Here is a 25399-nt window from a genome sequence, read left to right on the forward strand (position 1 = left end):
CGAGCAAGCCCTTTTCCACTTTTCCTATTGTTGTGCCAGCAAATCAGCAAACGCTTTGGCGTACGCAGGCAGATCAGGCGGTCTGCGTGAACCAACAATATGACCGTCTACCACAACCTCTTCATCTATCCAAATCGCTCCTGCATTCTCCATATCATCTTTAATGCCCGGCGTAGATGTAGTCGTTACCCCGCGTAAAATTTTTGCGGAAGCAAGCACCCACCCCGCATGGCAAATATGCCCAATTGGTTTTTTCGCCTCGTGCATCGCAACCACAAACGACAGCACTTCTGGATAGCGACGCAGCTTGTCAGGTGCCCACCCTCCTGGAACGAGTACACCTGCATAGTCGGCAGGATTGACCTCTGCCATCGCTTTGTCGGCCTCACACGGTACACCGTACTTCCCTATGTAGACGTGATTTGCCTTTGGGCCTACAAAATGGACCGTAGCGCCTTCCTCTCGCAATCTCATCACCGGATACCAGAGCTCGAGATCCTCAAATTCACTTTCGACGAAGCAAACCACTTGTTTTCCTGCAAGTCTCAATGTTCTCGCCTCCTTTTCCTTCTATACTACGCTATTGTAGCAGGTACAGAAGGAAAAGACAGTAGGTTCATGGATCAAGCATTCATTTCCTCAGGAGTAGGTATGTGCATGACGACTTTTGTCCCTTTTCCCATTTCAGAGGTGATACTCAAGGTAGCTCCAGGAATGGTATCCAATCGTCTGCGGATGTTTTGGATGCCGATGCTTCCTTTTTGATTTTCTCCTTTTGATATTTGGTACAAGAGATCATCTGCTATACCGACCCCATCGTCTTCGATCATGACCTTGATGTAATGACCTCCGTCCACAATGGTAAGCGTCACATGACCTTTTTCGTCCTTTTCGAACAATCCATGCCGGATCGCATTCTCTACGAACGGTTGGATGCTCAAGGAAGGAATCTCTTTTTCAAGAATACCTTCGTCCACGTGACATACAAAGTCGAAGCCTTCTCCAAAACGAGCCTTTTCGATCTCTACATAAGCATGGATAAGCTCCATTTCCCGAAATAACGGAACGAACAACGTCGTCCGATCCATATCCAAAATATAGCGCAAGTACTGACTGAGCATGGTGATGAGATACGCTGCCTTTTCTCCATCGGTATAACAGAAAGAAATGACACTGCTTAAAGCGTTATAGAGAAAATGCGGCTTGATTTGAGCCTGATGAAACGCGTGTTCATTGCGAATTGCCTCCTGAATGGAGGTCTTCATCGAGAGCAATGTCTGCACGCGGGCAATGAGTGTCTCCGCATCAAACGGTTTGGTCACATAGTCATTCGCCCCTGCTCTATAGCCGAGTGCAATGTCTTGTGGGGTATCTCTGACGGATGCAAACAGGATCGGCAAGTCAAGAATCGAATACTGCGTTCGCAACAAATGGCACAGCTCAATCCCTGATACTCCTGGCATCATCACATCCAGAATGACGAGGTCAGGTTGGGGTTGCTCCTTGATTTTCGTCATGGCTTCTCTTGCCGAAAAGGCGGAAATGACATTATAGCGATGCTTGGAAAGGATGTTCAGCAAGGTGTGAATGTTGGATGCCTCATCATCGACAATCATGATGGTGTATTGGTGGTTATCCAATATGTTGAGAGGAATCTGCTCACTTGCCTCCCGAAGCCTCTCCTGAGCCGTTGCAGCAAGCTCCTGTGTCACCATCTGCTGCTGCCCCGTCGCTAGCGTAAGTGTCATACGGGTGCCTTTGCCCAGCTCCGAGCTCTCTACCCAAATCTCCCCTCCCATGAGTTCAACCAGCTTGCGATTGATGTATAAGCCTACGCCCATGCCTGTATACCCATCCTGTGGCAATAGTTGGTCCACCTGCTCAAAGTAATCAAAAATGGCTTCGTGCTTATCCGGTGAAATTCCTATCCCCGTGTCCTCTACAGAGATACGAACCTGTCCCCCTGCCACGCCCGCCGTTACCTTAATCGAGCCTATATTCGTATGCTTGATGGCATTGTGCACAAGATTATACATAATTTGACGAAGCCGATTCTCATCTGCATACACCCAAATGTTAGCGGGGACCTCATTTTCCAGCCGGACATCTTTCCCCAGCAGTTCGAATTGCAGTACGTCAAAGACAATTTGGGTGATGACCTTGATATCTACAATCGAGAAATGGAGGCGTAGCTCCCCGTGCTTCAAGCGAGTAACATCGAGTAAATCACCAACTAGCATGGACAGCTTGATCGATGTATCCTTGACGAGCCAAAGATTTTGTCTTTGTTTGGAAGACAACGCATTGCTCTCATCTTCTAGTAAATGGGACGTAATATTGATAATCCCGTGAAGCGGTGTCTTCATCTCATGCGAAGTATGCGTCAGAAACTCATCTTTGATCTGATTGGAAATCCTCAATTGATGGGAGAGAATTTCAGTCTTTTCATACGCATTCGTGAATCGAACGGCCAAAAGAATGTTGATGAAGGTAATGAAATAGAGGATGCCGATTTTTCCTGCAAGATCAGTGGGCACGATGTTTTCTGCGTATAAGAGACCGTCAATGAGAGCGATCGACATGGAAACACTCGCCCCAATGAAAAGCAGCAGTTCTTTTCGGTCGGACGAGTCCCTCTGACTCTTGCCAGATAAATAAATCAGCCTACCCATTATGAAAAAATGAATGATTTGCACATAAATCAAGAGAGGCCCTTTCAAATTCGTATAGAAGGAGTACGGCAAGACGAGAATGACAAGAATGTAGAGAAAAATGGGCGCTGTCAGCTTCACCAGCCAGTTGCGGGATAGAACCCTTGTATCGATGGAACAGAAAAATAGGGCGAGTAAGATTGAACTCGCAAATAGGGAGGCATCCTGTGCCTTATATGCAACTGTGAAAGGAATCGAAGGAAAGAGTTGCAGCAGCACCTTCTCACCAAAAACCATGTGATAAATACCAAGAAGAATCATATAGCTGCCGCTAAATAAATAGGTTCGCTCCCTCAAGCGGAGAAAATAAAAGCTAAGATGGTACGCAGCCATGATCCCCAGTGTTACGACAAAGGCGATATCTGTTCCGAGCAAGGTGCTGTTTAAAATGGCAATATCCTCATCCAAACCTAGTTGGATAGAGCTCGCAATCCCCCCGGTGAAAAACATGAAATTCGCCACTTGAATGACAATCTCCAGATCCTTGTCATCTGCGGAAAAAAACACGGTATAGGGCGTATTTCCTGGTTGATGGGCTTCACTCACTACAGCAGGCTGTCCACTCGCACCCTCTTCGTTTCCGTTAAGGAATAATCGGTGGGACATCCGAATGCTTTTTGTTTTCAATCCGTAGATTTGCCCGTCTTTTGGGAGCTTTACTTGTAATCGATAGGTTGCAGCGCCTTTCCTGTCGATACTATCGATGACACGGTCTCCCTTCCACGTCCCAGGTACGACCAGATACGAGACATTTGCATGTAGCCCTCGTCGAAAATCTTCAGGTGATAGCAATTCCCCCGGATATATCTCCCATTCCCCATCTAAATTGACCAAGCCTTGGCTTTGAAAATCCCAGCTCGACAAATCGAGTAATCCCCGCTTCGCCATGGGCATGTCCCGACTAGGAAAGGTTTGTATATAAATCCCGATAAATACTGCTATAGAAAGTAAAAAAACCAATCCAATCCCGGCAGGCATCAGGAAATTTCTTCGCTCCAAAAATGTATCCCCTTCCCCTACAGAGCTCGAATATAGTTTCAAGACTCCTTATGCCGATTATCAACTTCTTGTTGAACGAGACTACCGAAGCGGCTCTCCCAAGCTGATTCGCAGTGCTCTGTACAAACGTTCCAGCACGACCAAACGCGCCAACTGATAGGGATATGCTTTCTTTGGGAGTGCCAACCGCTCATTTGCCCTTAACAAGACTTCCTCTGATAAGCCAAATGAGCCGCCAATCACAAAGATAATCTCATTTTGACCCTCCGCCGACAAATCTTCAATTTGCATAGAAAGTCGCTTCGGGGTCCACAGTTCTCCTTCTCCAGTGAGGGCAATAACATACTGTTCTTGTTTGACTTGCGCGAGAATTTTTTGTCCTTCCAACTGCCTCACTTGTTCGATTTCAGAGCTGTTCATCTTTTCCATTCGGTCATCTTCTGGAATTTCGACGATGTTCATTTTGCAATACACGGCCAAGCGTTCGCTGTATGCTTCCACTCGCGGCAAGATATCATTTTTGATTTTTCCCACAGATATTATGGTGAACTGCATGAAACTCGCCTTCTTCCTTTTTCTTGGAATGATAGCAATTCGTTCTCCCAAACTTCTCACAGGATCTGTGGTTGTAATGATATCTTCCTGCTTCTTGTCTCACTGCCCAATCACGCGCGTCACCCACTCGCTTATCTCCTGAGGCGGATCCATTTCCCACTCTTGGCGATAGGCATTAGCGAATTTGGCATAGTGCTGGACGATTTTCTGTTTTTGTTCGCCCCTTGCGTAAATGCTCATCAAAGCGACATTCATTTCCTCGTGCAAAGGGTACACCGTCAAGTACTCTTCCAGCCTGCGCACTGCTTTGGGCAACTCCTCTGAGGCAATGTCTAGCTCTACCAGTTTGCACACCAGCTCCGTATACTTTTTTCGATACCGTTCTTCCAGAGGGGCTTTCCACAAGAAATCCTTGCGATCAAAAAGGGCTCCCTTGTACATTGCACACAAGTTTTCGGCTCCTCTTGCGCTTTGCCTATCCTTTAACGAAGCAAGATCGAATTGCTGGAATGCCAATAAATCGTACGTCTGATCCAACGGGTGAAATAGATAACCTTCACCCGTTTTTTGTATATCGATGCCGAGTTCTTGCTCTTTCATGATTTTCTTCAGGCGGTACATGGTATTGTGCAGGTTATGCGTGGCTCTGCTTTCGTCCATCTCCGGCCATAAAAGATCAGTCAGATGCCACTTGCTGATATCCTCCCTGGGATGACAGAGAAAGTAGGCAAACAGCTCCTCACTCTTTCTCGTTGGCCATCGCACAACTTCGCCTCCTGCATTGCGCACGTCCATACCACCAAAGCATTGGATGGAACTATTCTTCATGGGATGTTTGATCGGAGTCGTCATTTGTAGCTGTTTGACTAACCGATTCGTCACCCGTTCAATGGCAGCAGGCGTAATCGGTTTTAAAATATAGTCAAACGCGTATACCTTAAACGCATCCAACGCGTACTGCTTATAGGCAGTCGTAAAAATAATTTTTGTGTGCTCAGACAACTCGTTTATTTTGGAACCTAGCTCAAGTCCGTTCATTTTTGGCATTTCTACATCTAAGAACGCCACATCAGGGCATAGATCGGGCAGACAAGCGAGAGCCTCTAGTGGATGTGTGAATGCTCCAACGATCGTATAGTGATCGTTTTGTCCGATGACATGCTTCATGAGATCAAGGATAGGCTTTTCATCTTCCACTATCATTACCTTAATCACTGTCGTCCTCTCCTTTGGCAGGCTTTGTTTGTCCTGATGCTTCCATACAATCTTCCCTATCTATTGTCGGTATAATGGACAATGATTGTAAGAACAAAAAAAAGTGAGAAACAGGCCTACTCACTGTTCCCCACCTTATAACGAAAACCATATGTATAGATTGCTGGTGCCGGTAGAGGGACTTGAACCCCCACGGTTTCCCTCACGATTTTGAGTCGCGCGCGTCTGCCAATTCCGCCATACCGGCTTATTCAAAATGAAAATGGTCGGGAAGACAGGATTCGAACCTGCGACCCCTTGGTCCCAAGCCAAGTACTCTACCAAGCTGAGCTACTTCCCGATTGCCAGCCATATCGGACCTTCTCTCATTCGACAACTTCCGATAAGTATCGCAACACTTACATACTATACAGACAAATTGAACCAATATCAATACCGGATTTTTTTGGAATATAGTCATTTTTTCCTAGTATTGAACTTCTCTCTTCTTGGAGGACAGATTTTCCCACATGGTATTTGCCGTTTCAAGAAATCTTGCGGAAGGTTAAAAGGATAATCCAGCGGATGACGCCCTACAATGATCCAACGCCCATTTGGAAGCTTTTTCAACTGATACACACGGAAAAATCGATCACTGGAATCGAAGGCAAACCATACCACAAGTGTCGCACGCTTGCTGCCCGAAGACAGGACCTGTGATTTTACAATCGGTGGCGCCCCTATCGTATCCCCTACCGGGATCGCGAGTCGTCCGTTTATTCGCCGCAAATCAAGATTGCCGATCACTCGATTTGCCAGACAAGGGGTCATGAATTTTTGCAGGAAACGGCGAATTTTCAACTTGGAATTGAACCGCTTTGGCAAAATGATTCCGCGATCCCCCACCCGCTTATGGGCTGAAAAGATAATCGTAAAGAATGCTTGCTCTGCCAATCGAATGACCTGCACCCATTGCTTTTTCATCTGACGTCCCTCCCCTTGTCAGACTATGCATCACGGGAGGAAAACGGTTGGACGCGTATCCATATACATAAACCGTTGCATGAGGGACAAATTAATACGGTGTTCCCATCATCAAAACCCGCAGGAGGTATAGCAATGCCTAGCCAAATTAACACTGACTCACTAAAAAAAGCAGAGGCAGCAACCACGCTGGCAAAAAATATGATTACGCAAGCGATCGAGCAATCTGCAGCCAATCCACAGCTCGCCGAAGAAGCCTTGAAACAAGCGTCACAGGAAATTGCCCAAGCGCAAACGATGGTGTCCCAAGTCCAATCCTCGCTGCAAACCCAAGCGCAAGCTCAACAAAGTCAATCCTAAACACATGCAGGCAGACCCGGAATGACTGGTGGTTTGCCTGTTTTCCCCATACAATAGCAATAGTTGCAAGATGAATGCTAAAAAGGTGGGGGACGTATTGCCGCAACTCCAAGGATTGAATCATTTGCTTTTCTCTGTCTCTAATCTGGAAAAATCTTTTTGTTTTTACCGGGATGTCCTGCATGCCAAACCACTCGTACGAGGTCGCAAGCTGGCTTACTTTGACTTAAATGGCTACTGGTTGGCGCTAAACGAGGAACCTGACATCCCACGCAATGAAATTGCTCACTCCTATACACACATGGCCTTCACAATAACAGAAGAGTCATTTGACGAGTGGTACGCTCACTTGGAAAAGCATGGCGTTACCATTTTGCATGGACGGGATCGTTCGGAGCGGGATAAGCGCTCCATTTATTTCACCGACCCTGATGGGCATAAGTTCGAATTACATACAGGCACTCTCCAGGACCGTCTCGCTTACTACCGGGACGAAAAGCATCACATGAACTTTTTTGAATAATCGATGATGTTGCCCATTTCTTAACATTCTTTTCACAAAATCATAATAGTTCCAAAGATTCAACCCCATACGTGAATGCTATAATCTATAAAGTACTTATGGCCTATTCCCCTTATGAATAGGCCCGTTTTTCGTAAACATATGGAGGGATTTTATGTTTGGTAAGCGTGGCGTCCAGACCGTTACCGCCTCAATTCAAAAAAGCGATGTCCAAATGTCCGATCAGCTAACGGGGAAGGTTCATTTTTTGCAAATGAATCAGACAGACCTTGATCGGCTGAAACAAATTGAACCACTCCTAACAGAACACCTAGAGGCCATTACAGAACGTCATTACCACATGCTTCGCCAATATTCCCATCTTATGCAGACGATCGAAACGCATACGACGGTTGACCGATTGGCCGTTTCCTTTCGTCACTATTTGCAATCGCTTCCACACGCCAAACTAGACGAGGCCTATGTTGCCGGGCGCAAGAAAATCGGAGAGGTCCACAGCAAAATTGGACTTGCGCCAGAATGGTATACGGGCTCTTACTTGCGGGTCTATGAATATTTGATTCCCGCAATCGTCAACACCTATTCGAAGCGTCCCCAGGAACTATCTTCTGTCCTGTTGGCACTCCTGAAGATCATCACGCTTGATTCGCAAATTGTCCTCCAATCGTATCAGGAAGACAATGATTACAAAGTCATTGATCGCCTGGGCGAAGTTCTGGAGTTAGTGATTAAGATCGATAAATTCAAGCATGTGCTGGACACGCTTGAGGATACGACTGAGGAAGCCGGCAATGTGGGATCTGCTGCTGAGCAACTAAGTGAATCTGTGCAAAAAGTGGCTCAATCAGCCGTCTCTGTCGCAGAGAGTGCTTCTACTACAATCGAGCAAGCGGCGATGGGCAAGGATATTATCCAAGAGTCATTAACCAGCTTTCTTTCCATGGCGGAGGAGTTCCAAGAGATGCAAACAAAAACTTCTCAATTAATGACATCCATCGCAGAAGTTTCTCAGGTTGTCCAAGTCATCCGCAATATAGCCGATCAAACCAATCTGCTTGCATTAAATGCGTCTATTGAGGCAGCTCGTGCCAACGAACACGGGCGGGGCTTTGCTATCGTGGCAGATGAAGTACGAAAGCTCGCAGAACAGACCAAGCAATCCGTTCAAAGCATTACAACCACAATCACCAACGTTCAGAATGAAGCTGTCCAGGTAAAAGAAACGGCCACTCTCATGAGCGACCATTTTAACGATAAAATGATTCAGACACGGGATGCGATAAGGATACTAGGAGATATTGTGCAAAACATTGAGACTGTCGGGCATTCCACCGGACACATCGCAGCATTGGCACAAGAGCAGTCTGCTGCCACAGATGATATTTCAATGCGCATATCGCAAGTCCTGACGAATATGGAGCAGGTCTCTTCGCACGTCTCAAATGTAGGTAAAAACGTCTATGATGTTGGCGCTGGCATTAACAGCCTTCACAAGCTGAGCATCACACAAACGAGCCAATTAAAGACCAAGCATTATTTGCGAATCGTAAAAACCGATCATCTCTTATGGAGATGGTGGCTGTACAACTTCATGCTTGGGTATCACCACATTGATGAAAAGGAAATCGTCGACCATCATCAATGCCGCTTGGGGATTTGGTATGACGAGGCCCTGAACAATCCTTCCTTGAGCACCTTGCCCTCTTTCAAGCAATTAGAAGCACCTCATCGACAGTTCCACGAAACGGTTCGGCGGATTTACCACTTCGTCAAGCAAGGAAAACTAGAGGAAGCAGAAGCTACGTTTGATACGCTAGAAGATATCTCACAACGCATTCTCAACGTACTGGATCAGTTAGCCGAAGAAGTTTCCTAATGCTATTATCTATTTCGCTTTTTCTTGCCAGGCTGCCTTTTGGAGGCAGCTTTTTTTGTTTGGACACGGTTTAACTCCCCGGGAGATAGCGGTCTAGTGCGAGCGTTTGTTTGCCTGACTCTTTTGGCTTTAGGAACCGACCTGCCGGCTCTCCCTGCTGCTCTTGCTATCCCGACGCCAAACGCTTGCAATGCCCAGACAACCGGATACGAAATCGAGAGCCTCCCATTGGCTGAACCAGCAAAATTCACAGCCGCCGCGTAATTGCCCGCAGTCAGCCAAACAGAGCCGGAATCTCCAGGCAAGGAGATGGGAACCGTACTTCTGATGACCGTCTGATTCTGAAAACGGATGGTCCCCAGTCCTCCGTAGTTCCCGTAACTCACATCAATATCAGTGTGGATCGATTCAACCGTTCCCCATGCCAGCCCTGATGAACGGCCCACCTTTTTCAATCTACGCCCGATGCCATACGAGCGAATTACACCTGGTACTCTGCCCACTGTTGCATAACGAGGGGCAAGGAGTCGATTGGAAGTAGGGATACTAATCGCTGCATCCATTCGATTACCTGCATTTTTTCGAAGTCGAACATACCGATACAAGCGTCCGATTCGATCTCTTCCTGAACGGCCTCCGTCTGCTCCACCTGGCTGGATGGTCTCGGTATAGCCGCTCGTATTGTTACGATTCAGGACATGATTATTGCTCAGTACAAATCGCTGTCCTCTTCGCGCAACGATTAAACCAGCCGTTCCGGACGCCCCTGGGTAGCCGATACTATATCCAGCGATCACAGGTCTGATTCTTCTGCGATAATTCGTTGCAGAGGGACGTACAGCAGGATGACACTGGCACGGTCCAGAGGTGACGGTACGAACAGGAACAGATACACGGGCTGTCGCCACCTGCCTTTTGACAAGGACGCAACTTGGGCATCTCTTCTTCACGGCGTCACTTGCATTTACGGTATACATCACAATGCAGGCGCCGCCTTTTTTGTTTTTTCCGTTTGCGTAGCCAATCCCGATGCCAATTACGCCCGGCATCCGCTTCCACCTTTTGAGCAAATGCTTCTTGGCCAGGAGCGCTTCCTGAAAGGTTGCCATGGCACCCCTTCCTTTCGGGAGATAAGTTTGTTTTACATGGTCATCGTATGTAAAACTTGGCCAGCACTGTTGGACGCTTGTCATTGCCGGGAAGCCTTTTTTAAAAACCTCTCGGTCGGGCTGTAGTAGTGGGAGAAAACAAGAGAAAACGCTCAGATTCTAGGGCCACCCCCTGTGGGATGGACTGCCCGGCTCCATGAAAAAAAGCGAAACCCGCGTCCAAAGTGGTCTATTCAGGAAGCTTCTCAGAGGTGGACGCTAAGAGCTTGTTTCTCTTTTTTTCATTCCGCCTCGGTCGGCGTCCCTAAGATCTTCGCTTTTTTCTCCTGTTTCCTCTACGAGCTTTCCGTGTTAAACGGGTTTTAAAAGCCTGAAAAGAATGAAGAATGGTATCAGTTACGACAGAGAAGAATATTTCCAGACGTAGCGACTTGTGGAGTCCTCCCCAGCGGAGAAGGGATTCGCGGGCAACAGAAACGCAACCGTGCCCACGCGACGTAGCGGCTACCACTTTTGCGTTTCCCCGCGAATCCCTTCGTTGCGGGCAGTCTCAGCCCTCAGAAGGACGGGGCCTGGAGCCTAGACTGGAAATATTCTTCTCCCCACCGCAGCCACATACATAGAAATCTTAAGTAGTTGCTGTAGTGCTGGGGAGGAAACAGGAGAAAACGCTCAGATTCTAGGGCCACCCCCTGTGGGATGGACTGCCCGGCTCCATGAAAAAAAGCGAAACCCGCGTCCAAAGTGGTCTATTCAGGAAGCTTCTCAGAGGTGGACGCTAAGAGCTTGTTTCTCTTTTTTTCATTCCGCCTCGGTCGGCGTCCCTAAGATCTTCGCTTTTTTCTCCTGTTTCCTCTACGAGCTTTCCGTGTTAAACGGGTTTTAAAAGCCTGAAAAGAATGAAGAATGGTATCAGTTACGACAGAGAAGAATATTTCCAGACGTAGCGACTTGTGGAGTCCTCCCCAGCGGAGAAGGGATTCGCGGGCAACAGAAACGCAACCGTGCCCACGCGACGTAGCGGCTACCACTTTTGCGTTTCCCCGCGAATCCCTTCGGAGCGGGCAGTCTCAGCCCTCAGCAGGACGGAGCCTGGAGCCTAGACTGGAAATATTCTTCTCCCCACCGCAGCCACATAATAAAAAACCACCACTCCCCTATCAAACCAGGAAATGGTGGTTGGTTCATTATCTAATGATGTTATGACGCTTCCGAAACAGTTACATTTGCCGGAGCAGTCTGAGATGCTTTTTTATTCGTGTGAACAAGCACGATATTCAAGATGACTGCCGTCAAAGAACCTGTCACAATACCATTTTGCAGCATCATTTTTGCCAAAGTAGGCAGTTGATCAAACATCGTCGGAACTGCAGCAGAGCCTAGACCCACAGCGATACTGCAAGCAGCGATCAGCAGATTCTCGTTTTTGCTCAGGTCAACCTGCGAGAGAATATTGATACCTGATGCAACAACCATCCCGAACATGGCGATCATCGCTCCACCCAATACCGCGTTAGGAATGACCGTTGTCAAAGCAGCCAGCTTCGGCAGTAATCCGAGAACGACAAGGATTCCACCGGCACCAATCATCACATCGCGCGATTTAATGCCAGTCAAGGAAACCAGACCAACGTTTTGTGAAAAAGCCGTGTAAGGGAATGCATTGAAAATGCCACCCAGTACGATTGCAACCCCTTCTCCGCGCAAACCTTTGACAACGTCTTGATCCGTTACTTTTGTATCCGTCACTTTACCGAGTGCAAAGTAAACGCCTGTGGACTCAGCCATGCTGATGATGTTAACGAGAATCATGGTAACAATGGCCACAATACTGAACTGTGGTGTACCGAAGTAAAACGGTTCAACCACGCTAAACCAAGAGGCTTCCGCAACATTCGCGAAGCTGACCATCCCCATCATGTAAGCTACAGCCGTACCGACAATCAAGCCGAGCAATACGGAAATCGCACGAATAAATCCGGTAAAGAAACGATTAATAAGCAAAATGATAACCAACGTTCCTAAAGCCAAAAGCAAATTGTGCGGTTGCCCAAAGTCCGGCATACCTTGTCCACCAGCCGCGTTGTTCATCGCAACGGGAATGAGCGACAGTCCAATGATTGTAACAACTGAACCCTGTACCACGGTTGGGAAAAAGCGCAGCAGCTTGCCGAACAGTGGAGCTGCCAAAACAACGAATATACCCGATATGATGATGGCACCGTAAGCGGTCGCTAGATTACTCGTAGAAGCAATCGCAATGATCGGTCCTACTGCTGTAAACGTACAGCCTAGCACAACGGGAAGGCGAATCCCCGTATACCTTGTGCCAAGGACTTGCAAGAGCGTCGCGATTCCGCATGTGAAAAGGTCAGCAGCAATCAAATAAGCGATTTGCGTAGGAGTCAGATTCAAAGCACCACCGATAATCAACGGTACGACGACGGCTCCTGCATACATGGCAAGAATGTGCTGTAAGCCCAAAGTAACAATTTTATGTTTGGCTAGCATGAGTGAACCCTTACCTCCTATTGATTTTTTGATTATACGCGTGCAGGCTCTTCTTCAATAAAGTGAATGCCTTCTGGTGACATCGATTCAATACGTGCCAATGATTCGATTCGTACGCCAGCTTGCTCCAAGAGACCGCGGCCTTCCTGGAAGCTTTTTTCAATAACAGCGCCAACCCCTACGAGATGAGCACCCGCATCTTTGACAATATTCGTAAGACCCACCAGAGCAGCTCCCGTAGCCAGGAAGTCATCGACAATCAATACGCGGTCTTCTTTGGACAAATACTGACGGGAAACACTGATTTGATACGTTTCCTGACGGGTAAAAGAATGAACAGGAGCAGAGTATACTTCCTCTGTCAACGTGACAGCTTTTTTCTTTTTCGCATAGATAAAGGGAACACCCAAAGCAAAGGAAGTCGCCATCGCAAAATGAATTCCACTTGCCTCAATCGTCACGACTTTTGTAATGTTTTCACCAGCGAACAACTCGGCAAAACGCTGTCCGATCTTCATCGTCAATTGTGGATCTACCTGGTGGTTCAAAAACGCATCCACCTTCAAAACGGATGCCGACAGTACCTTGCCGTCCTGTACGATGCGCTCTTGTAATTCTTTCATCAGTTCTTCCTCCTCGGATATGGTTCCGGCCACTTTTTACCTGCGGCCTGCTGAAAATATAGAAAACCCAGAGTGGACAGTGTCACAAGCGGGCTACGTAATAAACCAACGCCAAGTGAAACTGTCCCTCTGGGCTTTTATCCCTTAGGTGTGACACATCATTCGTGCCTGCGTCGCTCGGACCAGCTTTCTTTCAACCTATGATTGGAATAGGAAAGAAAAAGACGGAACCCTAGACGCACTTTCACTCGTAGTCAGGTGATTTACGGTCACCTGGTAGAAACGGTTGGGCCTTATTCCCAAAATTATACGAGCTACCTATCTATTTTTTTCGAAGTGTAATAACGAGTATTGACCAAATCTATCATAACTCCCTCGTTGTGAGCAAGCGTTAATTTTTGAAAGGAAAAGGAAGCGCTTACTTGCTCAAACAAAGGAAAGAGCCCTGATTTCTCAAGGGCTCTCATACTTATCTCTTCGGTTTTTTCTGCCGCATTTGAACGTTGAGCTTCTTCCATTTATCCCTTTCAGCCGCTGCAAGCCTTGCATCTTCTTTACGCGCTAGATGTGCCAATTCGCGTTGAAGCTTCAGATAACTGTCAAAGCGTGCCTTTTCCAATGATCCAGCTTGGATGGCAGCTTGAACAGCACAGCCAGGCTCGCGCATATGCTTACAATCATTGAAACGGCATGTTTCCGCAATGGACTCGATATCGTCAAAGGCACCGCGGAAGCCTTCATCTGCCTCCCAGAGCTGAAGTTCCCTCATGCCTGGTGTATCGATCATCAGAGCACCACTCGGCAAGCGGAACAATTCACGATGTGTCGTCGTATGGCGGCCACGGTCATCACCTTCACGAACGCCACTGACTTTTTGCATCTCCGCTCCGCTCAATTTATTAATCAACGTGGATTTGCCAACACCAGAGGAACCCATCAAGGCAATCGTCTGGCCCTCGCCCAGATACGGTGCGAGTTGATCCAGTCCTTCTCCCTGCTCAGCACTGACTACGTGAACAGGTACTCCGATCGCAACTGATTCTACCTCTGCCATGCATGCATCCAGATCGTCACACAAATCTGCTTTGGAAAGCACAATTACCGGATTGGCTCCACTTTCCCACGCGAGAATGAGATAGCGTTCTAACCTGCGCAAATTCAAATCATTATTCAAGGAATTCACGAGAAAAACGGTATCGACGTTCGCGGCCACAATCTGCTCTTCCACTGTATCCCCAGCTACTTTGCGGGAAAACTTGCTCTTACGTGGAAGAAGTCCGTGGATGGAGGCTTTCTTTTCCTCTGGGCGAGCACTGATCACTACCCAGTCCCCGACAGCCGGAAAATCTTCTCGCCCGATGGCTTCATAACGAAGCTTACCCGTTACTTCGCCCAAGAGCTCGCCATGCTCACTCCACAGACGATAAATACGTTTATGTTCGAGTGTGATACGTCCCACACTGTAGCCTTGCTCGGCATAAGGGGCAAAATGATTAGCAAAATACTCATTCCAGCCCATAGATTGCAATACTTGTTGATTGGTTAGTTGATTCACTGCGGATTCCCCCTGCAATTGGTTAAATATATGGCTATCAGCCAGAACCAGTCACAGTCGAATCCTCATTTGGTGAACGGTATTACTGTTCGCTTGAAAGGAGGATTCCTGTGACCCCGACTACGACACTCTGAACAAATTTGATGACTACCATAAAACATCTCTCCTTTAGCAAACCTACCATTCAGGTTTGGAATCATATTTCCCAATTATTGTACCATAATGAAACAAAATGCAACAGCGTCAATCTCCCCCGCCGCCGCCTCCACTATCTCCGCCACCACCGCTGTCTCCACCACTACCGCTATCACTTCCGCCGTCATAGCTATCCCAACGATCGTTTGAGTCGTGATCTCGATGATGATGATTGTGAGAGCTGTCTACAAAGAAGGCTCCGCCCCCGCTGTCTGAAGAGGAATGAGAGCGACTACTTCCGCCTTTTGCAGCTTTGGACGCCAAGACAAATACTACGATCAAAAACATGATGACGATGACAATGAAGAACTCCATTGTTGTCCCCGCCCTTCCTCTTTTTTGAAGTTGTTTCCTATTTAGTATAACATAGTGTAGCTGGAATAGGCTGGGGGCGTGGAGGATGATCCCTTTTCATCCGGCAAAATGCCCTGACACGGGTACGATCGCCAAAATGTTTTCCAATACAAATACACGATACGCCTTCCTCATATAACAATATGCTTTTAAGCTCCCTTTGTTCTCATCAATCTGTACCAGACGGCTCGTGCGCCTGCTAGTCTCTCCATCCTTCTTCAAATAAATGATCTCCACTGCTTGCTGCCGCGTTGCGTACCTTCTCAACTCCTGAATCATCAGGCTGTCACCACCACATAATGTGTCTTCTTGTTGTTGAGATCATCATATCAAAAGAGAACATTTGTTCGCAAGTTCTGTTTGCAATAACCAACGATTGCCACAACAAAAAGACATGCGCCCTAAAAATGGACACATGCCTTATACTTGTCACACTTTGTTTGACTCAGCGCCTTCTAAGCGCACGCCCGAACACAATCAGAATCGGTGCCAATAAAATAGCCGCCGCAACAAGAGAAGCTCGAATCGAAAAACGGGTTCCGATCCATCCGACAGCCGGACCGCCTGCCGTTTGTCCCAAGGCATTGGACTGGCCCATCATCGATAAAACCGTCGCTCGCACACTGCTCTCAATGTTTAGATTCAGCCACGTATCATACAGCGGACTGCTTAAAGACTGAATCACACCGATTAACAGCAATGCAACTAATGCCCAGCTAAAGCTAGGGGAAAAAGCAAAAGCAATCATCGCTGCAATTTTGAGCCCCGTCAACGTGAACATGCCCACAAGGACAACCCTCTCATTGTTCACATCCAGCCTTTTTTCTACAACGCCTACGACGATGAGGCCGAGTAAGCTTGCGAGTGCGGCAATGATCCCGAACCACATTGGCATTGAAATAGCCGCTAGCTCCGGAAAGCCAATTTCTGTGATCAAATGCGCTTCCCACAAACGGTCATACCCTTCAGAAGCTGCACCCGTAAATAGGGTCACGAACAAGATCAGCATGAGAATCGGCTGACTGCGAATCACTTGGGCACCCGAAGTCCACGTCTGAATCATTTCCTTCACGTGGGAAGCACCTTGCTCACGCTCACGAGGAATAAATCCGGTCTCCTTCATGAACAGAATCAGAAAGACACCAAGCCCTAGATACATAAGGCCACCTATGAGGAAAGGCAAATGGGGTGCGATTGTTGACAAAGCCACACTAAGTGCAATCCCGAGCAGATTCCCAAACAAGGAATAGCGCTTAGCCTTCATGAAAATCGTACCGATCTTCTCTTCTCCAACCTCATCCACAATCCATGCAGTATCCGCTCCACTGATAAACGTATACCCGAGACCACTGATGACTTGCGAAAACAGGACCAAGCCGAAGACAGAAATCAACGGTATCCAAGCATCAAGCACGGGAACGATCCCCTGCATCGAAAATCCAATTCCCAGAAAAAACATCCCAATAATGACGGAGCGACGGCGACTGTACGTGTCCGCAACTACTCCTGTTATCCCTTCAAACACCAACACGGATAACTCCAATACCGTCCCGATCAATAGCAATTCAAACGGGTTAAAGCCCAGTGTCACAATATAGTAAAGCGCATAGGTCGTGAACATGGTTGTATTGGCAAGGGAAGTCAAAAAACTTTTGATCGTATATACTTTTGTCGCATTCATAAACATGGAAGCAGTATCCACCTTTTTTTAGGCAGATGACGCGTCCCGTTTTCACATACTGATCGCTACTCTACAATCCGCTACTGTGCAAAATGCGTACGCGTCATGCTGCCGTTCCTATTTTTCCTTCCTGTGTACTTGCTTGCTCTGAATAGTGTTTTTAACATGTGATACACCTCCGAAAGTAATTACAACTATTATAGAATGATTTTAATTGCCATACAATGGAAAAAGCTGTGCAGTGTGATTGGACACACTGCACAGCTTAATTATGAAGAAGCACTTACGCTTTTTTTCTAAACAGACCTACGATGGAGATCAGCAACGCCAAACCGGAAAGTACCAATGGCAAGGTATTGTTGCTGCCTGCACCCGCTGCTTCCCCGGCAGGAGCAGTTGCCGGCTTTTGTTCTTGTCCATGCTCATGCCCTGCTTCACCTACACCAGCCTTAATGGTAGTGACAGACGCTGGCGTTTTGGAATCCTTGTCCCCTGTCCATTCCACAACCTCGCCATTTGCATAGGTCTGATAAGCCTTCCAAGCCAATTGACCCTCTTCTTTCGGGTTTGCCCCGACAAACGTGAATTCTTGGAACTCATGCGCCTTGATTCCGCCTTCTGTTGCTGTCCAGACAAGCGCTGTGTTCACACCGTCTTTATCTTTTTCGAACTCGTAGGACCAGCCCGGAATCGGTTGTACGGAATTTACCTTCACACCTGCCGGGAATTCCAGCTTCACTTTTGTCGTGTTGACGTCTTTTTCTACAGGGACACGCACGGTGTATTTTTCATAGGAGCCTGTAGTAGCCTCTTTCGGATATACGTTCACATGTGCTTGTGCTGCTGTCGCCAACGTCAAAACTGCACCTGCTACCAGTACACTGCTCATCCATTTTTTCATTTTCATATTATGAAATCCTCCCTAATTTGAATCTGTTTGAATCACGGCTTGATTATTTGTCGTCGCAGTCGGGTAGTTGATTTGGCTCATCCAAAGTCCTGCCAGAACCGCGATAATCCCGAATATGATTTCCCAACGCAAGTAAGCGGGCTGCAAAGAATTTTTCGTCCGCCAACGTCTGGTTTGCCTAAAGGCCAGAAGAAGCATGAGGCAGACACTTGCTATTTTTCCATATAACAGATAGCTCCATGTCGTTGCACTCTGGAAAATGCTCATGACATCCGTTTGCACGAAGAGCATGACAACGCCCGTCACGACGGCAAGCACTGCCGCCACCGCAACTGTTTTCAAAAAGAACCTCTTGAACGACTCCTGTCCTCGTTCAGCCGCTTTGACTGTAAGTAACAAGTAGACAAGTGCCCCCATCCACACGGCGACCGTCAATACATGCAACAGTCTCAGCAAAATGGACAGCCAGACAGGAGCAATGCCCCATGCATGACCGCCAAAAGCTTGCGCGCCGATCAAGAGAACCCAGATTCCCACATACCAGCCTGACACCATATTGGGGATCGCGATCAATAACAGTAGAGCAAAGGACACCAGCAGCATGATCGCAAACGGAGACTGACTGAGCAAGTTCCCGTCCATCTGCCACAGTGCTTGCGTAAGGGATACAGCGGTTAACGATTCGTCATACAAGAACCACAAAAATATAAGTCCGATGATCGCCAAACTCCATCCGATTTGTCTGCCAATCCCGATGAGCTGGGCAAGCGAAGGCAATCCATGACGTTGTGCTGCCCACGCTACCAGATACAAGCCGCCACCGACCAGAATAATTCCTTGCGCCAAATAGCGGTACATGATCAAGTAGCTTGAATCTACTTTTTGCTCATTTGGCGGAACCACAACCACACTTTTTTGTCCGATAGAAAACGTGAGCTTCTCTTCGATCGGATGTCCGTCCTCGGATACGACAGACACGATTACCGAATACGTCCCCTCAGCCAAATCGCTCGGCAGTTTCGCATTCAACTGCGAGGCATCACCCGGCTGCAATGTCGGCCGCTCCACTTTTATTTCCTTGCCATTCCAGTCAAATAAACGCACGTTAACAAGATCGGGCTCCAATGTTTCGGTAAACCGCGCAGATATTTGTCCCGGATTCGCCTTCAGTACCTCACCATCTTGTGGGGAGCTGCTCATCAAGCCAGCATGGGCGTAAGCAGTTGTCATACCCGTTGTCAGTACAAGTAAGAAGGAGAGCAAAAACACAACCGCATATTGTCTGATGTTGTATGTCACGCTATCACCTGCTTCCTTATTCCGTCCTTAATCCTATCAAAATAGTGCGAGAATCTATATGGCTCCATCGGGCTATCTGATGTGGCAAAGTGTTGAAAACAAAAAAAGGCATGTTCGGTAATTCTCTCCGATCCATGCCATTTCAAACTGCATTAGGATGATTTTACAGTGTTTTGTGCGAGAAATTCATGGACGAGCTTGTTGAATACCTCTGGTTGATCCATCGGTGGGATATGCGCTGAGTCAGGCAGGATGACTTTTTTTGCGCCGGATATCCGTTCAGTCAATACATCGGCGATCTGTAGAAAATCTGGATAATCCCGCGCTCCTGCAATAACGAGAGTCGGCGCTTTGATATGTTCCAAACGCTCGATTGGTGGGGGAGATAAAACCTCCAGTCCGGCTCCAAACTCCGGCAGCGAAAAGGCGTGTCTGTTTATTTCTTTAAAACGATTACGTGCTAGACGAGCTTGCTCATTTACCGGCTGACCAGGACCGTCAAACCACATCTGTGTCGTCATTTCCAACGCTTCCTCTGTCGTCCCACGCTGACATACTTGATTGAAACGTTCCACATCGTGCAGCCTCTGTTCACTTCTTGGGTGACCAAACAAGCCGGATGCGACCAGAATCAAGCTGTTCACCATCTGCGGGTAAGCAAGGGCGAACTCCTGCGCGACCATTCCCCCAAACGAAAGCCCGGCCACATGCGCCTTTTCGATCCCAAGCCCTTGCAGAACCGCTTTCACATCATCGTACAGCGTAAAAGGAACGTCAGTCGCCAGTGTTTTACCGAACCCGCGGATATCAAATCGAACGACCTTATACGTTTGTGCAAATGCTTGCAGCTGGGCATCCCATAGCCTTGTATCCAGATTGAAGCCGTGGATTAATAAGAGCGGTTCGCCTTCCCCTGCTACTTCATAGTAAATACGTGCACCATTTGCTTCGAGAAAGCCTGTCTGTACAGCTTGCCCGTTTTCCATCTTTTCTCACCTCGCCCTCACTATCTCACCCCGGCTTGTTGCTTGTCTATGTATTTTTTGTTCCGACTACCCAATGACGCCTGTACGCAAAATCATGATCTCGACATCTACATCAAATTTCGCCCTTTTGATGATTTCCCGACATTCCTCTTTACTCAATTTCTTTTTCCCACTCTTTTGACTGGCTATATTGTAGATTTCCCCAAATCCTACCGGGTCTACATCGTGCTTTCTTAACTTTTCCAGTAAATGTTCCGTCTCTTTTTTAACCGCCAGTTCGATTGCTTTTTGGACCTTTTTCAACTGCTCAGGCTTGGATAAATCAATTTTTTCAGCCATTTCCTGAATCTGCGCTGACATATTGACTTTCACAGAAAATCTTGGTTTCTCCAAATCTAAAACTTTTATTTGCTTTTTGCTTGAGATATGTTCAATGACAGTAAAAAGACGCTTTTTATCGAGGGAAATATTTATTTCCAATTCCCCCTTATTGTAACGCTCCCGTAATATCTTGAGGAAAAATCCATCCCTTGAAGTAATCTCTGCTACCAGTTTTTGATCTCGAAATAAACCAATTTGATTAATATGCAATTCATTCTTTACTCTTTCAATATAAGGCATCACGGGATCTCTCCCGATTGCATAATAATCTTTCATGAACTCATGAAGTTTCGAGGAAATCATATTCTCCCCTTCGACGTTCTGCCGTATGGCTTGATAGAGGTAAATGCCAATGTTGCTGTTCTCGGGGTAGCGATGTGTCAAAATATCATACGCCCGACCTTTCGCTACCGTTAAATAGACATTACTTCCTATGGAGGCATCACGCGTTAAGTTTTCCACAAGAGACAGGATCCCTTTACGCGCTAACTCATCGTGATAGACCACGACGCGAATTTGACCTCCTACAATTTTTTTGGAAGACTCCCTGTTCTGTGAAACGGTGAGTCCTTTGCTTGTATGTGCTGTGCCAGAAATGACAGTGACCAGCTCACGTGCCTCCGGGTCAATTTGATAAAATACCGTGGTACCCAACAGCTTTCCGTCTCTGCTAAGATCGTACCCCACCGCAACCGCCAGTCCCAATTTTTCTAATACATGTTGCTCCCCACAGCCGTTCAATAACACGACCACTAAAAGATAGTGTAAAAGCAAACGCAACCTTTTCATGTCCGGACCGGTCCCTTCCGAAACAGCCGAATTACTACATAAAGCACGATGGGGTAAACAAAAATGATATAGAAGCCTACACCACCGAAAATATCCGTGATGAGATTAATCGACTGGCGTGTTTCCAAAAAATTGCTAGCCAAAAACATGACACCAACAATCCCGATAAGTGCCATTCTCTCCTTGAGCCCACTAATATGATGAACCCCTCGCATGGCTACCCACAGGTTCATCAGCAAATTATCCAGCATGATGAGCATCCACAGTGAGATGGACACAAACTCAAAACGCTCCAAAAACGGAAACTCTACAATTTTCATCATCATTAGCGTTGCCCAGATTAGATGCTGAAGCTGTTCTCCTTGAAAGTACAAGAGTGTAACCAGCATGACTACCACATACAAGCAGGTGGTCATAAACAATCCACCATGTACATACCGCGATAGCAATTCCTTTTCCTTTACAAACGGATAGATGAACAAAATGATCTCAAATCCGATGATGGAAAAGGACATCTTCTTCGCACCGTCCATCAGCTGTACAAGATCATGATGAAAGACTGGCTGCAACAGATGAAAATCAGCGTATTGCATGGGATAAACCAAGAGCAGTAGCTGCCATATCGTCAACCCTACAGAAAAAAAGCTAATTCCAGCCAACACCCGAATACCACCTGTTACTCCATAAATGGCCAGGCAAAGCAAGGAGGCATTTAATATCCAGGAAGGTACTTCCGGAAACATCCATGACTGAATAATCTCGATGTACCCTCTCAAGATCGTTAAGGCCGAGCCCATGATATATACGATGAAGATGAAATTAAGAACACGGGCAGGCCATTTCCCAAATACACGTTGATGAATGTCATACAAATCCATGTCTTTGTATTTCGCTAAGATTTTTAGCATGAACCACGCCGCAATATGGGTCATAATGCCTGCTATTATGACCGCAATCCAGGCGTCTTGTTGTACCCTATCATAAATAAAGCGTTGTACGCCTGCTATGCCGATTCCAACCTGATTGCTATGAACCATAAATAGCGCAAGCGATACGCTGATAGCCATATGGCTATTCCGACGAAAAATGGACCGTGACATTCACACTCAACACCTAACTACTGAACTGGTCTTTTTTTCTCGACTTTATCAGGCAAACGGGTATCGTCAGGAGAACGTGTCATAACCGGACGCTTGCCGAGAGAGTAAAAAGGAAACCGGATCAGACTGTTTTTAAAATCCTGCGAGCGAAAAGGAAAAAAGGGGAGAAAAAACGGGCGTCCCAGACTTGATTGACGCAGGATGTGTATCAATAAAAAAGACGCGCCTAGCATAATTCCAAAACCTCCCCAAATTCCAGCTAACAGGATAATCGGAAAGCGGAGGATGCGGACTGCCGTACTCATCATGTAGGAGGGAAAAGTAAATGAAGCTAGGGCACTGAGCGCCACAATCATGATCAATATGTTACTGGTAAAACCCGCTGCAACGGCTGCCTGTCCAATTACGATACCGCCCACGATCCCTATCGTTTGCCCAACTTTAAAAGGAAGTCTTGCTCCAGCCTCCCGCAAGAATTCAATAATCATTTCAAGTAACAAAGCTTCAAATAATGGGGGAAAAGGTACCTTGGATCGAGACTTTACGAGCGATACAAGGAGAGCAGATGGAATCATTTCATAATGAAACGTAAGCGCAGCCACATAAGTAGCTGTAAAAAACAGAGAGACAAAAAGAGCCGAGAAACGTAACAATCTTATAAAAGAAGCCATTTGCCACCGGATATAGAGATCTTCATTGGACTTGAAAAAGTCCACGAAGGAACTGGGGCCGACGATAGCAAACGGGCTCCCCTCGACAAATACGACTACCTTTCCTTCCAACAAAGCTTCACTTACATGATCAGGTCGCTCTGTCAGGATTAGCTGCGGAAAAATAGAGAACGTATTGTCATCAATCAGTTGAACCAATTTTCCGCTGTCAATCACGCCGTCTATATCTAAATCGCGTAAACGCTGCATGACGGTTTGAATATTTTCAGGAGCCGCCAGTTCCTCCATGTAACATATTTCCACATTCGTCCTGCTCCGTTTCCCAATCGTAATGGATACGTTGGTAAGCAAATCAGTCGACAGATACCCCTGTAGCACCCCTAAATTGGTTTCCAAGTCTTCAGTAAAAGAAACCTGGGGACCGAAAATCTGGGTTTCGACCTGAGCCTCTCCCAAAGAACGACTCGGTATTCTTGCTACGTAGAGAAGAAGCCCGCACGCCATTCCTTCTATTTGAAGGTAAATCCATCCCCTCACGAGATAATCGCTGACTTGACTGTAATCCATGGTTTTGGTGACATGAGCAACAGGAACATTCCCCAAAATCGTATCAGGATCGATCTTTTCGTCAGGTAACCTTTCGAAATAAGGAAGCAACACCTGCTGGAGAATGACCGTATCAACTAGATAGGGGAGATAGGCTAGCAACAAGCTATTGGTTCCACAAGAAAGGTTACGAAACACCATTCGCGGATTTCGCATCTGATCCCATAATTTTTCACGCGTCTCGCTAACGGATTCAGAAATCATGTTGGTTGTCATTTAATATTTACCCCAATATATGGTGTCCCCTTATTATTTTTCCAATGTCTTCGCTCTATTCCCCCCTTCCAGCCGAAGAGTAAGATCCCAGACAAAATGAACACAAAAAAAACCGAGACGGAAATACTCCCTCTCGGTTTGTTCACCACTTTTTATCTGCCGCTCTTCATTTCAGTCCAGTAGCGGTCGTATTGCTGCAAGGTTTCTCCTACATCGACCAGCCACTCCGCACGGGCAATGTCTGCTGTATCCAGGAAGACCATCTTGTTGGAACGATATTCTTCACTGTGCAGTGGGTATGCTTTTTCGTTCGGGTTACTGTAGCCAATCGATTCGTAGTTTTTCACACTGACCTCTGGGTCCATCAGGTAGTTGATGAACTTCTCAGCCATTTCCTTGTTCTTAGCGCCTTTTGGAATCGCCAGCGTGTCTGCCCAGATCGTTGCGCCCTCTTTCGGAATAACGTACTCCACATCTGGATTTTGTGCGTGAATGAAAGCGGCGTCTCCGGACCAAACCGTTCCGATCCATGCTTCTTCCGCAATCATCTTTTGCTTGATGTTGTCTGTATCAAAAGCAACAACATTCGGTACTACTTTTTTCAAATCAGCAAAGGACTTTTCCAGTTCCTCTGTGTTCGTCGTGCTATTGGAGAAACCGTTCTTGATCAGTGCCATTCCCATAACCTCACGAGGATCGTTCAGCATGATGACACGGCCTTTGTAAGCTTCATTCCACAGATCGTTCCAGCTTGTCGGGGCTTCTTTTACATATTTCTTGTTGTAAGCGATCCCGGTAATTCCCCATGTATATACGAGTGAATACTTGTTTTCTTTGTCAAAAGGAGGTGTCTTGAACGTAGACACAATATTGCCCATGTTCGGGATGTTCGCTTTGTTCAACTCTTCCAGGAGACCCAGCTGAATCATAGTGCCTACCATGTAGTCGGAAGGTTGAATCAGGTCGTAACCGGATGCACCCGCTTGAATTTTTGCCAGCATTTCTTCGTTGCTGCCGTATACATCATAGTTGACCTTCACGTTGAATTTTTGCTCAAAATCTTTGATGACGTCTGGGTCGAAGTTGTCTGCCCAGCTATAAATATTCAATACTTGTTGCTCTTGCTCAGATGACGATGAGCAGCCTACAGCAGTCACCGCAAGTACGGCGGTCAAAGCGCCGATCATCAAGGACTTGAAACGTTTCATTTT

The 25399-nt window shown here is 46.9% G+C and carries 22 protein-coding genes, 2 tRNA genes and 1 riboswitch; of the genes, 3 read left to right on the plus strand and 21 right to left on the minus strand.

The window, feature by feature from the left end; genetic code table 11:
- Positions 1 to 24: 24 nt before the first annotated feature.
- The 7 genes from HP567_RS24625 to HP567_RS24655 all read right to left on the minus strand — a co-directional run bounded on the left by HP567_RS24625 (position 25) and on the right by HP567_RS24655 (position 6443).
- A complete protein-coding gene (locus tag HP567_RS24625) occupies positions 25 to 549 on the minus strand; it encodes a type 1 glutamine amidotransferase domain-containing protein (RefSeq protein WP_173610801.1) in 525 nt (174 codons plus the stop codon).
- A 74-nt stretch (positions 550 to 623) separates the two neighbouring features.
- A complete protein-coding gene (locus HP567_RS24630) occupies positions 624 to 3689 on the minus strand; it encodes an ATP-binding protein (protein ID WP_229088243.1) in 3066 nt (1021 codons plus the stop codon).
- A gap of 102 nt (positions 3690 to 3791) precedes the next feature.
- Positions 3792 to 4265: a 23S rRNA (pseudouridine(1915)-N(3))-methyltransferase RlmH gene (locus HP567_RS24635; protein ID WP_173610799.1), complete on the minus strand. Its 474-nt coding sequence runs from the start codon at positions 4263 to 4265 to the stop codon at positions 3792 to 3794.
- A gap of 99 nt (positions 4266 to 4364) precedes the next feature.
- Positions 4365 to 5480: a response regulator gene (locus tag HP567_RS24640; protein ID WP_173610798.1), complete on the minus strand. Its 1116-nt coding sequence runs from the start codon at positions 5478 to 5480 to the stop codon at positions 4365 to 4367.
- Between the two features lie 164 nt (positions 5481 to 5644).
- A tRNA-Leu gene (locus tag HP567_RS24645) sits at positions 5645 to 5727 on the minus strand.
- Positions 5728 to 5743: 16 nt separating this feature from the next.
- Positions 5744 to 5820 (minus strand) — tRNA-Pro (locus tag HP567_RS24650).
- Between the two features lie 116 nt (positions 5821 to 5936).
- Positions 5937 to 6443 (minus strand): hypothetical protein, encoded by a 507-nt coding sequence (locus HP567_RS24655; protein ID WP_173610797.1) that lies wholly within the window; start codon positions 6441 to 6443, stop codon positions 5937 to 5939.
- 135 nt (positions 6444 to 6578) lie between these two features.
- On the opposite strand from HP567_RS24655, the gene HP567_RS24660 reads away from it, so the two are divergent.
- The 3 genes from HP567_RS24660 to HP567_RS24670 all read left to right on the plus strand — a co-directional run bounded on the left by HP567_RS24660 (position 6579) and on the right by HP567_RS24670 (position 9202).
- On the plus strand, positions 6579 to 6803 hold the full coding sequence (locus HP567_RS24660) for a hypothetical protein (protein ID WP_173610796.1): 225 nt from the start codon (positions 6579 to 6581) through the stop codon (positions 6801 to 6803).
- Between the two features lie 70 nt (positions 6804 to 6873).
- Positions 6874 to 7326, plus strand: a complete 453-nt coding sequence (gene fosB, locus HP567_RS24665; RefSeq protein WP_173610795.1) for a metallothiol transferase FosB — start codon at positions 6874 to 6876, stop codon at positions 7324 to 7326.
- A 154-nt stretch (positions 7327 to 7480) separates the two neighbouring features.
- On the plus strand, positions 7481 to 9202 hold the full coding sequence (locus HP567_RS24670) for a protoglobin domain-containing protein (RefSeq protein ID WP_173610794.1): 1722 nt from the start codon (positions 7481 to 7483) through the stop codon (positions 9200 to 9202).
- A 5-nt stretch (positions 9203 to 9207) separates the two neighbouring features.
- Here HP567_RS24670 and HP567_RS24675 read toward each other — a convergent pair whose 3' ends face one another.
- The 14 genes from HP567_RS24675 to HP567_RS24740 all read right to left on the minus strand — a co-directional run bounded on the left by HP567_RS24675 (position 9208) and on the right by HP567_RS24740 (position 25396).
- Positions 9208 to 10311, minus strand: a complete 1104-nt coding sequence (locus HP567_RS24675; RefSeq protein WP_173610793.1) for a hypothetical protein — start codon at positions 10309 to 10311, stop codon at positions 9208 to 9210.
- A gap of 1200 nt (positions 10312 to 11511) precedes the next feature.
- Entirely contained in the window at positions 11512 to 12822 is a 1311-nt protein-coding gene (locus tag HP567_RS24680; protein ID WP_173610792.1) for a nucleobase:cation symporter-2 family protein, read from the minus strand.
- A gap of 32 nt (positions 12823 to 12854) precedes the next feature.
- The gene (locus HP567_RS24685) at positions 12855 to 13445 is read right to left on the minus strand and encodes a xanthine phosphoribosyltransferase (protein WP_015892653.1); all 591 of its coding nucleotides are present in this window, start codon (positions 13443 to 13445) and stop codon (positions 12855 to 12857) included.
- 231 nt (positions 13446 to 13676) lie between these two features.
- A riboswitch (purine riboswitch) is annotated at positions 13677 to 13778 on the minus strand.
- Between the two features lie 136 nt (positions 13779 to 13914).
- Complete coding sequence (rsgA, locus tag HP567_RS24690) at positions 13915 to 15000, minus strand: ribosome small subunit-dependent GTPase A (protein ID WP_173610791.1); 1086 nt, start codon at positions 14998 to 15000, stop codon at positions 13915 to 13917.
- 243 nt (positions 15001 to 15243) lie between these two features.
- Entirely contained in the window at positions 15244 to 15510 is a 267-nt protein-coding gene (locus HP567_RS24695) for a hypothetical protein (protein WP_173610790.1), read from the minus strand.
- 96 nt (positions 15511 to 15606) lie between these two features.
- Positions 15607 to 15828, minus strand: a complete 222-nt coding sequence (locus HP567_RS24700; RefSeq protein WP_173610789.1) for a WYL domain-containing protein — start codon at positions 15826 to 15828, stop codon at positions 15607 to 15609.
- Between the two features lie 166 nt (positions 15829 to 15994).
- A complete protein-coding gene (locus HP567_RS24705; protein WP_173610788.1) occupies positions 15995 to 17236 on the minus strand; it encodes an MFS transporter in 1242 nt (413 codons plus the stop codon).
- A gap of 277 nt (positions 17237 to 17513) precedes the next feature.
- Positions 17514 to 18137 carry a YcnI family copper-binding membrane protein gene (locus tag HP567_RS24710; RefSeq protein WP_173610787.1) on the minus strand — a complete coding sequence of 208 codons (624 nt, stop codon included), beginning with the start codon at positions 18135 to 18137 and terminating at the stop codon, positions 17514 to 17516.
- 15 nt (positions 18138 to 18152) lie between these two features.
- A complete protein-coding gene (locus HP567_RS24715) occupies positions 18153 to 19439 on the minus strand; it encodes a copper resistance CopC/CopD family protein (protein ID WP_173610786.1) in 1287 nt (428 codons plus the stop codon).
- A gap of 152 nt (positions 19440 to 19591) precedes the next feature.
- Entirely contained in the window at positions 19592 to 20425 is an 834-nt protein-coding gene (locus tag HP567_RS24720; RefSeq protein WP_173610785.1) for an alpha/beta fold hydrolase, read from the minus strand.
- A 66-nt stretch (positions 20426 to 20491) separates the two neighbouring features.
- Entirely contained in the window at positions 20492 to 21595 is a 1104-nt protein-coding gene (locus tag HP567_RS24725) for a Ger(x)C family spore germination protein (RefSeq protein ID WP_173610784.1), read from the minus strand.
- The gene (locus HP567_RS24730; RefSeq protein WP_173610783.1) at positions 21592 to 22695 is read right to left on the minus strand and encodes a GerAB/ArcD/ProY family transporter; all 1104 of its coding nucleotides are present in this window, start codon (positions 22693 to 22695) and stop codon (positions 21592 to 21594) included. The genes HP567_RS24725 and HP567_RS24730 overlap by 4 nt, the downstream gene beginning before the upstream one ends.
- Positions 22696 to 22712: 17 nt before the next feature.
- Positions 22713 to 24188 (minus strand): spore germination protein, encoded by a 1476-nt coding sequence (locus HP567_RS24735; protein ID WP_173610782.1) that lies wholly within the window; start codon positions 24186 to 24188, stop codon positions 22713 to 22715.
- A 152-nt stretch (positions 24189 to 24340) separates the two neighbouring features.
- On the minus strand, positions 24341 to 25396 hold the full coding sequence (locus HP567_RS24740) for an ABC transporter substrate-binding protein (RefSeq protein ID WP_173610781.1): 1056 nt from the start codon (positions 25394 to 25396) through the stop codon (positions 24341 to 24343).
- Between the last annotated feature and the right edge of the window lie 3 nt (positions 25397 to 25399).

This window comes from Brevibacillus sp. M2.1A (assembly GCF_013284355.2).
In the GTDB taxonomy this organism is placed as follows: domain Bacteria; phylum Bacillota; class Bacilli; order Brevibacillales; family Brevibacillaceae; genus Brevibacillus.

What these genes read in the sequence shown, in the direction of transcription:
- HP567_RS24740 (WP_173610781.1), bottom strand. Translation starts at nt 25,396, where the DNA reads ATGAAACGTTTCAAGTCCTTGATGATCGGCGCTTTGACCGCCGTACTT.
- HP567_RS24675 (WP_173610793.1), bottom strand. Translation starts at nt 10,311, where the DNA reads ATGGCAACCTTTCAGGAAGCGCTCCTGGCCAAGAAGCATTTGCTCAAA.
- HP567_RS24725 (WP_173610784.1), bottom strand. Translation starts at nt 21,595, where the DNA reads ATGAAAAGGTTGCGTTTGCTTTTACACTATCTTTTAGTGGTCGTGTTA.
- HP567_RS24660 (WP_173610796.1), top strand. Translation starts at nt 6,579, where the DNA reads ATGCCTAGCCAAATTAACACTGACTCACTAAAAAAAGCAGAGGCAGCA.
- HP567_RS24730 (WP_173610783.1), bottom strand. Translation starts at nt 22,695, where the DNA reads ATGTCACGGTCCATTTTTCGTCGGAATAGCCATATGGCTATCAGCGTA.
- HP567_RS24735 (WP_173610782.1), bottom strand. Translation starts at nt 24,188, where the DNA reads ATGACAACCAACATGATTTCTGAATCCGTTAGCGAGACGCGTGAAAAA.
- HP567_RS24710 (WP_173610787.1), bottom strand. Translation starts at nt 18,137, where the DNA reads ATGAAAATGAAAAAATGGATGAGCAGTGTACTGGTAGCAGGTGCAGTT.
- HP567_RS24705 (WP_173610788.1), bottom strand. Translation starts at nt 17,236, where the DNA reads ATGTTTATGAATGCGACAAAAGTATATACGATCAAAAGTTTTTTGACT.
- HP567_RS24685 (WP_015892653.1), bottom strand. Translation starts at nt 13,445, where the DNA reads ATGAAAGAATTACAAGAGCGCATCGTACAGGACGGCAAGGTACTGTCG.
- HP567_RS24635 (WP_173610799.1), bottom strand. Translation starts at nt 4,265, where the DNA reads ATGCAGTTCACCATAATATCTGTGGGAAAAATCAAAAATGATATCTTG.
- fosB (WP_173610795.1), top strand. Translation starts at nt 6,874, where the DNA reads ATGAATGCTAAAAAGGTGGGGGACGTATTGCCGCAACTCCAAGGATTG.
- HP567_RS24680 (WP_173610792.1), bottom strand. Translation starts at nt 12,822, where the DNA reads ATGCTAGCCAAACATAAAATTGTTACTTTGGGCTTACAGCACATTCTT.
- HP567_RS24720 (WP_173610785.1), bottom strand. Translation starts at nt 20,425, where the DNA reads ATGGAAAACGGGCAAGCTGTACAGACAGGCTTTCTCGAAGCAAATGGT.
- HP567_RS24670 (WP_173610794.1), top strand. Translation starts at nt 7,481, where the DNA reads ATGTTTGGTAAGCGTGGCGTCCAGACCGTTACCGCCTCAATTCAAAAA.
- HP567_RS24695 (WP_173610790.1), bottom strand. Translation starts at nt 15,510, where the DNA reads ATGGAGTTCTTCATTGTCATCGTCATCATGTTTTTGATCGTAGTATTT.
- HP567_RS24655 (WP_173610797.1), bottom strand. Translation starts at nt 6,443, where the DNA reads ATGAAAAAGCAATGGGTGCAGGTCATTCGATTGGCAGAGCAAGCATTC.
- HP567_RS24700 (WP_173610789.1), bottom strand. Translation starts at nt 15,828, where the DNA reads ATGATTCAGGAGTTGAGAAGGTACGCAACGCGGCAGCAAGCAGTGGAG.
- HP567_RS24630 (WP_229088243.1), bottom strand. Translation starts at nt 3,689, where the DNA reads ATGCCTGCCGGGATTGGATTGGTTTTTTTACTTTCTATAGCAGTATTT.